We start from the raw sequence: 11,873 nt of genomic DNA, 5'->3' as shown, positions 1-11,873 counted from the left end.
GCTCTATCAAGATGCCTTCAGAAACAATCAAATAAGTTTGTAGGGATCTTTGGCTCAATTTACTTCTTGACAAAGGTCATTACATATCAGCTTTTCAATGATGTTTTCGGTTTTGCCAGATGTTCATAGGGCAGGATGAGACGTCCCTTATAAAAGCCGCAGCCATCGTTCATTTTTGTATTATCCACAGCATTGAACATATCAACCCTGACTTTTGAAAAATCCAGATTTCTGAGTTCAATTATACGATTGTAGGCTTCATCGAAATAAATACATTCACCTACGGGAATAGTGTTCCTCTGTACCAGAGGATTTTCCTGCTTTTTCTCGTAGAAATAATGGTTTGCGGTACCGATTTCGGCAAAATCGTCCATATCCTTTGTTCGAAGCTGCAATTCTGTGAAGCCCCTGGAGATATTGTCATAAAACGTAATGTGTAATGATCTGTAACCGGAACTTCTGGGATTTGCCACGTAGTCTCTGTAGTATGGTGCCACGGAAGGAGAGAGTAATGGAGATGCATTCTCCTGCTTAAGGGATGAAAGTTCAGCGGTGAAGCCCCGTTCTTCCAAAAACTCAGGCAGTACATTGGCAATCTCATAAAGATAATTCAATTCCGACTCGGCCTGATTCTCCCCCTCGGAAAGATTACTTAAAGGTAAGGATATGACTATGCGGTAAGCAATGAGATCCTTGAAATTATGAACCTTTGCTTTTATGGCAGAGAGAGGAGGATACTCACCGTGGAGTCTGTAATAATCATATATGAACTGAACTATATAGCCATTGAATTTTTTTTCTGCACGCAATAATGATTTGATGCGGCCCTTCAGATTAAATGACAGGAAGGGATATCTTTGTGACATAAATATATAGAAGTCCTGTATTCTCTGGGATTCGGAAGTCAGAAATTCATTGTGCTCCAGAATCTGTGACAGTTCGATAAGAAAATTACAGTGGGCAATATCTATCTGATTATGGGATTTCAAAGCGCTGGCTTTTAAATCTCTGCTGTAGTTGTGAAGAATTTCAAGGACTGTATGCCCGTCATATAAATAATCGTTTAGTTTAACCATAATTAAATAATCACAAAAAGACTTAGAAAAACAAAATATATTTAACATCTATAGCTTAAATTATATGGAAAAAACACTCATTTGCAAATATTTTGAAGCCTAATGCCGATACACTTTAAAAGGATGTTTAAAAAATATAGTGTTTGGATTAAAAATATGTGGGAATAAAGAGATATTAAATACTTTATAGAAATATAATATTTAATGCATTCAAAGCAGGGTGTCACTTTAGCAATTAAATAGTATAATACCTACTTGCCTGACAAGGATTGTTAAGATTGAAACAAACATTAAACCTTATTTTCAAAAGATGTTGTATTCGGATATGAAAGAGATCACACAGAACAGAATTGATAAATTAAACAGAATGTTTGAATCATATGCCATGGTCGCAGAGGGAACGGATGTATATGTCTGTGACATGAGATATAATTATTCCCGCTGGTCAAAGAGCGCAGTTGAATTGTATGGACTGGAGTCGGAATACATCTATGCGGCCGGAGATGTCTGGGAGGGATATATTCATCCCGAGGACAGAGGCATTTACAGGGAAAGTATAGATGAGCTCTTCAGCAGCGGCGAAGGAAAGCATGATATCCAATACAGAGTCAGAGATGTATCAGGAAAGTATTATACCTGTACCTGCAGAGGGATTGTTTTAAAAGATGATAATGATGAACCGGAATACTTTGTCGGAATGATAAGAAATCATTCTGTAAATGAAAGTGTAGATAACATCACAGGATTACGGAATCAGAACGGATTTTTTCAGGATGTACACAGGTACTTGAAATCCCATGTTCCTATTAAGATAGTTATGTACGGTTCAACAAACTATACAAGGATCAATGATATCTTCGGATACGATTTCGGTACACGTATTTTTCAGCATATAATCAGGTTTATGCTTGATCATGACGCGGGTAAGGGGGATTTATACAGACTTGATGGCGTGAAGGTTGCGATGATAAGCCGGGATGCCACCATAGAGGAACTGGAAAAAAACTATGAATCCTACAGAGAAAGAGCTGCTACGGCTTTTGAGTTTGAAGGAGAACAGGTTAAACTCAATATCAATGCAGGCGCTATTTCAGTAGACAGCTTTGACGTGGATGTTGATACTATCCTGTCCTGTCTCATTCATGCATATCAGGAGTCCAAGTACACTAAGCAGGGAGGCTTCTGTTTCTTTGATACAGGATTAAGAAAAAACGGTATTGACGAGCTGGAAAGAATCAACAGGATAAGGAAATGCGTAGCCAACGGCTGCAGGAATTTCGTAATTTACTATCAGCCTATTCTCGATGCAAAATCCGAGAATCTTGTGGGAGCAGAGGCTCTGATACGCTGGATCGATGATGACGGATCCCTTGTCATGCCTAATGATTTTATTCCTGTCCTTGAGAGCGATGCATTGTTCCCGGAACTGGGAGAATGGATATTGAGACATTCCATGGAAGAATGTCTGGGAATTCTGGATACTTGTCCGGACTTTGTTTTAAATATCAATTTGTCTTATGCACAGCTTCAGCAGCTGAATTTTCTGAGTGTTGTAAATAAGGCGATTGAGGAGGCAGGTTTTCCTCCGGAAAATCTGTGTCTTGAGATAACCGAAAGGTGCAGGCTCCTGGATCATAATATGCTTAAAGACTTAAGCGGCAAGCTTAGAAACAAAGGAATTAAGATTGCAATTGATGATTTCGGAACAGGTTTTTCATCACTTGAATTGCTTCAGGAATTGCCTATTGATGTGTTAAAGATTGACAGACAGTTTGTGAAGGATATCGTCAGCGATGAAAAGCAGTCATCTTTGGTGAAACTCGTAAATAAGCTTGCAGGAATCTTTGGAGCCATAACATGCGCTGAAGGTGTGGAAACTGTTGAAATGAGAGATACCTTAAGGGGCTGTAAAGTTGATAAGATGCAGGGATATCTTTACTCAAAACCTATACCTATGGACACATTCGCTGATAAATATTTGAAATAACAAATTATGCCTAATTTACAGTTTTTTGCGTTTGCTGCTTATTTTGCACATTCTTTAACCGATAAGTATATATAAGACTATGTGTCAGGTTACTGGTGTTCAAATAAAACATTATCGAGGGAACGCGAATGAGTGAGTTAACTAATGAACAAAAAGATATTTTAGGCGAAATTGCGAACATAAGTATGGGAAATGCGGCTACTAACTTAAGTAAGCTGGTTAATCTTCCCGTTAATATCACGACACCCGGAGTCAGTGTTATCAATCGCAGCGCGGCTCTGGACGATTATGAGAGGACATGCATATTCGTTCAGATACATTATATTGTTGGACTTGACGGAAACAATGTTTTTATTCTTCAGCAGCCGGATGTAGTATCCATTACGGATCTTATGATGGGTGGTGACGGGACCAATAATCAGGAAGAGGTGAATGAGATGCACCTTAGTGCCATATCAGAGGCTATGAACCAGATGATGGGAGCATCGGCAACATCTCTTGCGGCTTTACTCGATCGTATGGTTGATATCAGCCCGCCGGAAGTGTGCAAAATTGATGTTGACAGTGTAAAGACATTTGAAAAGATATTTGCTTCGCCCCAGGATCAGTTCGTAAAGGTTGCTTTCAAGATGGATATCGGCGATCTTATACACTCAACTATGGTTCAGCTTTATCCGATTTCCTTCGCTGTAGAGATGGTCGATAAATTTACTTTAAAGAAAAAGGCCGGACAACTTTAAAATTTAAATACCGTCGACACTTGAAAACAATATATAAGGGGTTTCCTATTTATATTTTTTATAGTATAATTTATAAAAATATATAAGTATATATGCGTGTATACAATGAAATGCTGCGAAGGAATGCGGCACGCTTAATACAAGGAGGTACCCCCTATGAGTTATCAGGCAGTAGAAGGCGTTGCCAGATACGATAACCTAGAACGTATAAGTACGGAAAGTCGATGGCAACAGTATCTTGAGATGCGAAGCAGAAACAACAACAAACTCGATCAGGCCTACCAGACTGAGCATAAGGATTTTCAGGATGAGGATTCTGAGGAAGCCAAAATGAACAACAGGATTCTTTTTGAGCGTCCCAGTGAGCAAAGCCTTGAAAATCTGAAGCGTAAGGTGGATAACGGAGATGCTCTGACACCAAGCGAAAAGGCTTATCTTCAACAGTATGATCCAGAGACTTATCGAAAAGTGGCTGACAGAGAACAGGAGCTGAAAGAATATAAGCGTGTTTTACGTGAAGCCAAGACCAAGGAAGAACTGAGAAATGCGCAGATAAATCATTCAGGTATAGCTCACAGAATCGATACTCTTTATGCAGAGAGTTCTGTGTCGATAGAGGATGATTTTTTACTGGATGAGGAGAGATCTACATATGATCGTGTTGTCTGAAGAAGTTGAAGCAACAATAAATTAAAGGTTCTGAGATGTGATTATCTCAGAACCTTTTTTAATGTATGAAATGTTTTTCTATTAAGAAATCTTTGCGTAGTGCATCTCAGTACCCTGATTATCAGTGATAACAAGCTCGATTGATGAAGGGAATGAATACTTGAGACCGTTGATAACACTTACGTACTGATTTGTTCCAAGGAATGAAACCTGTGAAGTAGCACCAACAACACCGTTTGTTGTCTGGATAACAGTAAGTGACTTATCGTTGTTTATAGAAACCTGACGTGTATCTGTGTAGTATGCATTTACAACACTTCCGTTAGAACTCTTTGTATATGCCCAAAGATATGTTCCGATATGTGAAAGGCTGTTGTTTACATCACCGGATGCTGCATTAGGAATCCACTTTCCGTCAGCGCCTACGAAATATCCGTCAGGTGTCCATGTGTTTGTGAGCATAGCACCTGTAGGTCCGAGGTAGTAGTTTCCAACCCACTGGTTTGTAGTGAATGTGCCGTAATCGTTAAGGTAGAACCATGATCCGCCATACTGCATCCACATGCCGGCCATAGCTGTCATAGATGAACCTACGATCATAAGTGATGCAAGTCCTGCTGCTAATAATTTTTTCAACTTCATATCTAACCCCTCCTTATTCTGGGAACGCCAGTCCTCATGATTGATTTACTTTTTTAAGGTCTGACGATGCATGTAAGCTTATCTATACTTAAACGTAATCATGCAACAGCTAAAGTATAGCACATGTGTATTAAATTCAAATCAATAATTAAAAGAATTAACAAATAGGAAAAAAGAGTAAGGATTGAAAGAAATTCTCAATTTTTTAGCGGATTTAACTTCATATAGGAAGAATAAAATTGTAAAATTAAATAGAAAAGAAAAAATATTTTATAAGCTATTGATTTTATCCGATATAAATGATAAGAGAAGTTATCGTTTGGTTGGATACTCTTTTTGTGTTTCCGGTATAAATTTAAACCGGAGAAAAGGGAGTGGATTTTTGGCTGCGATAATGTATAAGGAAGGTTTATGTACCATACAAGCATAGGGTTGATGATATATGTTCTGGTTATTGCATTTGTCCTGGGAGCTGTATTCGGAAGCTTCATAGACTGTACTGCCTGGCGTATCGTAAAGAAAGAGAAAGTTCTCAGCGGACGGTCTCATTGTGATGTATGCAATCATCAGCTTGGAATCAGAGATCTGATACCGATTGTTTCATATATCGGTTCAGGCGGAAAGTGCAGGTATTGCGGGGCAAAGATAAGCTCGGAATCTACATGGGTCGAGTTAGTCCTTGGCACGGTTTTTGTTGTATTTGTTTTTAAATTTGATGTTTCATTTGTTGCCCTGAGAAGTATGGGGCTTGCAGTTATACTTATGGGACTCAGTCTCGTGGATCTGAAGACCTATATCATACCCGACAGATTTCATGCGGCGGGTATAGCGTGGTGGCTGCTGACACTTCCGCTCATAACATACACAAAGGGAGTGGGCATTATGAGCTATCTGTCACCGGACTTCTATCTTGCGGCAGCAGATAATATTCCCGGGGATTTTACAGGCCTGACCTTTTATTCCTACCTGATCAGGGATTTCATGATGGGCTTTGTGAGTGCTTTATCAGTGGCACTTTTCATGATGATAGTATCCCTGGTTTTTGACAAGGTATCGGGTAAGGAATCACTGGGAGGCGGAGACATTAAGCTGCTGTTCGTGACAGGGCTTTATATGAGCACCTTTGTTGCATTTTTTAATCTGATTCTGAGCTGTATAGTCGGGCTGATTTTTGTTTTTTGCCTGAAAAAGGAAAAAATACCTTTTGGACCGTCTATTTCGGTGGCATCTTTGGTTTCTATCACGATAGGAAGTGAGTTTATTGTTTGGTATACTGGTTTACTGGCATAGCGCGAAGCGGTCCGATATCGACTTTTGACACTCATGTCATAGTATGAATATGCGGTTCAGGTTTTAAAATGAATACTTAAACTTTGTTGATGGGTCAGATACTGGTGAGGAGGAATGCTTCCCGTGCCTGGTTCATGGAGGTAAGAATGAAAAGCACTAAAGTTGTCGGCATTGACATAGGTGATTATCGGATAAAAGTATCATATATAGTAAAGGGAAATGTTAAAAAGTCCTTCTATGAGGATGTACCTGACAATGCTGTTAAGGGCGGCATGATAAAATTTTGGGATGCCATGGCGATTTTTTTGAAGGATACCTTCAAGTCGCATGGAATCCGGTGCAAAAATGTTATTTTCAGCGTACCCGTAAACGGAGTTTATGTCAGGGCGGTAGAGCTGCCTGTCATGACCATTAAGCAGCTGGAATTGAATCTTCCCTTTGAGTTTCAGGATTATATTTCAGACAATACGGATAAATATTTCTATGATTATGCCGTTATCGAGCAGGGCGAAAAAAATATGAAGCTTCTTGCTGTAGCCTGCAGCAGAGAGCTCATAAACAAATACAGAAATTTAGCGAAAAACGCAAAGCTGAATCCTATAGGACTGGTTCCGGATGTGATCGGAATACAGCGGATACTGAACAGATACAATCAGCTGTTTTCGGTTCCGGCAGATAAGGATTATGCCATACTGGATATGGGTGATCAGAGCTTCAAGATTCATTTTTACAATCATGGGGTCTACGACGTAACCAGAAGCCTGGAGCCGGGAGGATATTCATTTGCACAGACGATCTCTGAGATAACGGGTACTGATGTTCATATCGCCCGTATCACGGAAGAGGAAAATGTCAACGACATTCAGACTCATGAAAAGCTTGTACAGCTGTATGAAAGCAGGGCGGTAGAGATCATGAGAGCGCTGAATTTCTATAGTTACAGCAATACTTCAAATACCATTGATACGCTTTATTATTTCGGAGGTTCAGGCAATATCAGGAAACTGGTAGAGATACTTTCGGAGACTCTGAACATTCCGGTGAGACCCCTCAGGGATCTTGCAGGTATTTTAGATGAGGAAATTGGACTCGCTTTTTCGCTGAGTCCTCAAAGCTACGGTGTTGCGCTGGATCCGGATGAGGATGTGACAGCTCTTTCGGAAGCGGAGATCGCAGAAGCAAGAAAGCAGCAGGATAGTTTTGAAACTGCTGATTCATCGGAGAAAGCAGAGGCTTATGAAGACAGCATATCAGCCGTTACAGAGAGTTCAGATAATGAATCTTCCGGAACAGTTATTCCGGAATCTTTCCTGAATTCGAAAACACAGATTCATGTTCCGGAAGGGAATGATGAAGAACTGGTGAGACTTGATGACAGTGAACCTGAAGAGACCGGGCAGGGTGCACATTCCGATACCGTCGGATATTCTTCCGAAGAGAGTACTGTCGAAGATACGAAAGAAGTAAACACAGATACATTAAGAGCTATAGAAGAGCTTACGGAACAGATAAGTAAAGGGAACAGTTGAGTATAGGGGGCATATTCTTGGCTACCACGAAAACGTCGAAGAGCATAGGGATAAGACGTGATAAAAAGTATCCCAGTAAAAAATACATAAATCTCATGTACAAGGAAAAGAAGGTAAGAAATATAGCCTTCTCCCTTTCGTTGTTTGCAGTTTATCTTGTACTTCTGTATTTCTTCACAAAATACGGTGTATACAGGGAACTGAGTAAAGCAGATAATGCTGAGAGGATTTATGCCGAGAAGCTTCATGAGCTTCAGGAACTTCAGGAAAAGAACAATGAGTTCATGGATGTCCGGACTGAATACAGCAGATACGGAAACAGCTACATGACGGATGAGGAATCAGCCGCCCAGGATATGGTGACCATGCTGAACATCATTGACGAGCGCATACATGAGAAAGGCGCTATTCAGAGTGTCAATGTTTCCGGAAATGTGGCAGAGATAAAACTCGGAATAGCAGATGCCAACCGTCTTCCCGAGATCATCAGGTCTTTGGAGGAGTCGGAGTATATAAGCTATGTTACGGCCCAGACAGCCAGCACGGTGGAACAGAATTACAACAAGGTTACTGTGGATGAGGAGGGCAATGTCATCGCTCCCCAGTATGTGGATGCATCGATCACAGTATATTTCCGTTCACCTGAGGAAGTAACCAATGCCGTTTCAAGCGGAAGTGAAACTGTGGATGCTTACCTTGATGCGAGTCCTACCGGACAGGCTGTAGGGGATAATGCTTACGTACCCTATATCATGGAGACTGTCGCTCCGGAGACAGAGGATGGAACGGTGGCTGAAGAAAAGTCAGAGAATTCAAAATCTGAAAACAGCAGTTCTAAGAACAGCAGCTCAAAGAACAACAGCTCAGGCAGCAGTTCCAAGAGCGGAAGTACGGGAAACAGTTCCGGAAGTACCGGTTCTTCATCCAAATCAAGTTCCAAGTCTTCTTCGAATTCTTCGGCACAGGCGGCGGCCCAGCAGCAGGCAGCAGCTCAGGCGGCAGCCCAACAACAGGCATGGGCAGCCCAGCAGCAGGCAGCAGCCCAGACAGGAGGAAGTACTTCAGCACAGAACGTTTATATCGATACCCCTTCCGCCAATCCTTTCGGAAGCGGTTCGGTTTCGATACAGAGCGGATCACCCTGGGGCTAGGGAAAGACATTAACATCGATGTGATTATTTAGTTGTTTAAGGAGTAGGAAATATGCTTAACAGGTCATTCACAAAAATCGAAAAAGTATTTCTGCTCATATTGGTGGTTCTGCTGTTGGGACTTGTATACTACAGATTTATCCGTATACCTGTAAGAGACAGGATAGAGGCGGCAGATACTTCTATGATAGAGGAACAGTTGGAGGTCGAAAAGAACAAAGCCCTGCTTATCCAGTCCATGAAGGAAGAGGTAAGCGAAAATCAGGAAAACATGATAGGTGTTGTTTCGACCTATGACAATTTCAAGGCGGAGGCGGCGTTTCTGAACACCATTTTTGTTCCGCTTGCGGAAACTTATAACTACGGCTTTGAGGTTCCGGTGGCAGAGGACAATACTGTCCGCAGAAACATTAAAATCAGCTTTACCGCATTGGATTACCGGATCTGCAGAAAGATCATCCAGATGGTTCATGACAGCCGTTACCGCTGCATGATAAAGGATGTCAATGTTTCTGCCGTGAGCAAATCCACCGAAAATTTTGTAAGCGTGCTGAACAGTCCGATAAGGTGCAATCTGACGGTGACATTTTATGAGACTCTGATCGGAGCAAAGACCACATCGGGACTCATCATGGGAGAATCAAAAAAGAAGAATGAGTATGTTGGACTGGCAGGAGCGGATTTCTCCAAGCTGGAAAGAAATACACTGGAGACTATCGCTGAATCAATAGCGGCGGAAAACGGATGATGTATCCGGAGATAAAATGATCTGCCGGGAATACATAACGGGAGACATGGTACTTGAGCCGATTAGATTAATCTGTATGTCAGCATTATGGATTAAAGATGCATTAATGGGAGATGAATAGAAATCTGCGGATTTTTTACTCTGCATTTTAGCTTTTGAGTGTAAAGGGTCGAAATGGGTGCGATAAGTAATAAACTAAAATCAAATAGCGGTGCGACTCTCATGATGGCTCTCCTGTTTTTTGTGGTCTGCGCGGTTACCGGAAGCATGATACTCCTTGGTGCTACTACAACAGCAGGCAGACTTGAGGGCATGAAGGCCTCTGACCAGAACTACTATGCCGTAAGATCTGCTGCAAAATTCATAGAGAAACAGCTTTCAAATGAACATATAAAAGCCAAAGAAAAACTTATTATAGAGGAAACAACTGTAACAACTATTGAAGATGAGGTTCCTAAAGAGGAAGTTACAACAAGTTACACTTATGAGAAGCCTGTTTTTTATCATGTGGTTAATGGCAGTGAACAGTTGATAAATTCTGATGTAAGATCAGAGGATAATATACTTTTGTATCTGCTTACAAATTCTTCAATCACCAATTATGGTGAAAAAACTTCTGAATCGAATTCTGATACTTATCCGGATGCCTTTAGTAAGGACTGGTTCAAGAGCGAGAGTGATATAAGTGATGAGGCCAAAGAGGGAATTACTGTAAGCGATACGGAAATCAGTGTAAAAAACGGATCGGAAGATATTTCCGGATTAAAGGTAAAAATGTCAGTAAATCTTAAGCCATCAGGGGAACTCTCAATAAAGCTGATTAATGATATCCAGGAAGACTCGGCCGGACTTGCAATGAATGAATATTCTATGGTTTTAAAGATGCAGTGTAACAAAACAGTTACACCCCATGAGAGTACAGTGACAGAAAATATAAGTGAAGATGAAAAAAAAGAGACTACTACCATTACAAGGGAGTACGATTTAACATTTACGCCTATAATTATAGAAAAAGCTTAGGTAAGGATATGCGGTGTTTAAAAAAATTGACTGAAAATAAAGGTGAGACTATATCTGAGGTTTTGGTTGCCACACTTATTGCGGCGGTTTCAATGCTTATTTTCGCAGGGATGGTCATGGCTTCGCAAAACATAGTTAAGTCCAGCAGGGAAACCATAAAAGACTATTATTCCAGGAACTCCATGATGGAAGTTAGGGGAACGGAAGTGAAAGAGTATTCGGGTGGAAAAATAGTTTTCAGCAGGTCTCCGGTTTATGAAAAGTCTCAATATGACAGTTCAGATGGCGTTAAACTATACAGTAATGAGAAAAACGAGTCTTCTGACGAATATAAAATGATCATATATAGCTATTGATATGAGAAGTGAAAAAGATTGTATAAAAGCATTACAGCGAAAGAGAATAAAAGGGATGAAGGAAAATAACATGTCTGTTCTGAAAAGTATTTCTGAAAAAATTACAGACAGTCGGGGATTTACGCTTACAGAGACTCTTTCTACGATTATAATCATGTCTATGGTTGGTATCATGGTGGCTACAGGAATGACAACAATGGCCAGAGTTCACAGGCAGATGACCGAGTATGAAGAGGCTCAGATGCTGCTTGCCAATACCCTTACTCTTTTAAAGGACAAGCTTATATATGCAAAACCGGATTCTGAAACATTCAGTGTTGAAAGCGGAACCTTGACTTTTGAGCATGCTTCGGAAGGAATCATAAGGCTGAATACTGTTTCTGAAGGAACCGGAGGTTTAGCCATCAGCTATAAAAAGGATGGAGGATTTACAGCCCCCCAACCTCTTGTAGGATATCAGAAAAAAGAAGATATTTTTACAGATTGGAACGTGACATACGATGATGATCATTTTGATATTGATCTCTCTGTGAAAAAGAAAGAAAATGATTCGATTATCGAACTTGTAGGTATCGAACACATAAAGATAGTTCCTGTAAATGCCTGATTAATGCTTATGGATAGTCTTTCACCGGTAAAGAAGTTTCAAAGCTTTTCGTAAATCA

12 protein-coding genes are annotated in these 11,873 nt (G+C 40.5%); 10 read left to right on the top strand and 2 right to left on the bottom strand.

Going from position 1 to position 11,873, the window contains the following annotated elements; genetic code table 11:
• Positions 1 to 86 precede the first annotated feature (86 nt).
• A complete protein-coding gene (locus T515_RS13205) occupies positions 87 to 1,076 on the bottom strand; it encodes a guanosine polyphosphate pyrophosphohydrolase (protein ID WP_036612086.1) in 990 nt (329 codons plus the stop codon).
• Positions 1,077 to 1,401: 325 nt separating this feature from the next.
• On the opposite strand from T515_RS13205, the gene T515_RS13200 reads away from it, so the two are divergent.
• The 3 genes from T515_RS13200 to T515_RS13190 all read left to right on the top strand — a co-directional run bounded on the left by T515_RS13200 (position 1,402) and on the right by T515_RS13190 (position 4,472).
• Positions 1,402 to 3,063: a sensor domain-containing phosphodiesterase gene (locus tag T515_RS13200; RefSeq protein ID WP_036612083.1), complete on the top strand. Its 1,662-nt coding sequence runs from the start codon at positions 1,402 to 1,404 to the stop codon at positions 3,061 to 3,063.
• A gap of 128 nt (positions 3,064 to 3,191) precedes the next feature.
• Complete coding sequence (fliY, locus tag T515_RS13195; RefSeq protein WP_036612080.1) at positions 3,192 to 3,803, top strand: flagellar motor switch phosphatase FliY; 612 nt, start codon at positions 3,192 to 3,194, stop codon at positions 3,801 to 3,803.
• A 156-nt stretch (positions 3,804 to 3,959) separates the two neighbouring features.
• Positions 3,960 to 4,472: a hypothetical protein gene (locus tag T515_RS13190; protein WP_036612077.1), complete on the top strand. Its 513-nt coding sequence runs from the start codon at positions 3,960 to 3,962 to the stop codon at positions 4,470 to 4,472.
• Between the two features lie 81 nt (positions 4,473 to 4,553).
• On the opposite strand, the gene T515_RS17680 is transcribed toward T515_RS13190, so the two are convergent.
• The gene (locus tag T515_RS17680; RefSeq protein ID WP_051671734.1) at positions 4,554 to 5,114 is read right to left on the bottom strand and encodes a hypothetical protein; all 561 of its coding nucleotides are present in this window, start codon (positions 5,112 to 5,114) and stop codon (positions 4,554 to 4,556) included.
• 411 nt (positions 5,115 to 5,525) lie between these two features.
• On the opposite strand from T515_RS17680, the gene T515_RS13175 reads away from it, so the two are divergent.
• The 7 genes from T515_RS13175 (at position 5,526) to T515_RS13145 (ending at position 11,815) form a co-directional block, all read left to right on the top strand.
• A complete protein-coding gene (locus T515_RS13175; protein ID WP_036612072.1) occupies positions 5,526 to 6,404 on the top strand; it encodes a prepilin peptidase in 879 nt (292 codons plus the stop codon).
• A 146-nt stretch (positions 6,405 to 6,550) separates the two neighbouring features.
• Positions 6,551 to 7,933 carry a type II secretion system protein GspL gene (locus T515_RS13170; protein ID WP_197026454.1) on the top strand — a complete coding sequence of 461 codons (1,383 nt, stop codon included), beginning with the start codon at positions 6,551 to 6,553 and terminating at the stop codon, positions 7,931 to 7,933.
• Positions 7,934 to 7,950: 17 nt separating this feature from the next.
• Entirely contained in the window at positions 7,951 to 9,084 is a 1,134-nt protein-coding gene (locus T515_RS13165) for a hypothetical protein (RefSeq protein ID WP_036612067.1), read from the top strand.
• Between the two features lie 52 nt (positions 9,085 to 9,136).
• Positions 9,137 to 9,832, top strand: a complete 696-nt coding sequence (locus T515_RS13160) for a hypothetical protein (RefSeq protein WP_036612064.1) — start codon at positions 9,137 to 9,139, stop codon at positions 9,830 to 9,832.
• 174 nt (positions 9,833 to 10,006) lie between these two features.
• Entirely contained in the window at positions 10,007 to 10,852 is an 846-nt protein-coding gene (locus tag T515_RS13155) for a hypothetical protein (protein WP_155988380.1), read from the top strand.
• A 26-nt stretch (positions 10,853 to 10,878) separates the two neighbouring features.
• A complete protein-coding gene (locus T515_RS13150) occupies positions 10,879 to 11,208 on the top strand; it encodes a hypothetical protein (protein ID WP_036612060.1) in 330 nt (109 codons plus the stop codon).
• A gap of 55 nt (positions 11,209 to 11,263) precedes the next feature.
• Complete coding sequence (locus T515_RS13145) at positions 11,264 to 11,815, top strand: PulJ/GspJ family protein (protein ID WP_036612058.1); 552 nt, start codon at positions 11,264 to 11,266, stop codon at positions 11,813 to 11,815.
• Positions 11,816 to 11,873: the final 58 nt, after the last annotated feature.

Source organism: Oribacterium sp. P6A1, from assembly GCF_000702885.1.
In the GTDB taxonomy this organism is placed as follows: Bacteria; Bacillota; Clostridia; order Lachnospirales; family Lachnospiraceae; genus Oribacterium.
Note: the sequence above shows the minus strand (reverse complement) of the source record. Positions and strands in the feature narration are given on the sequence as shown.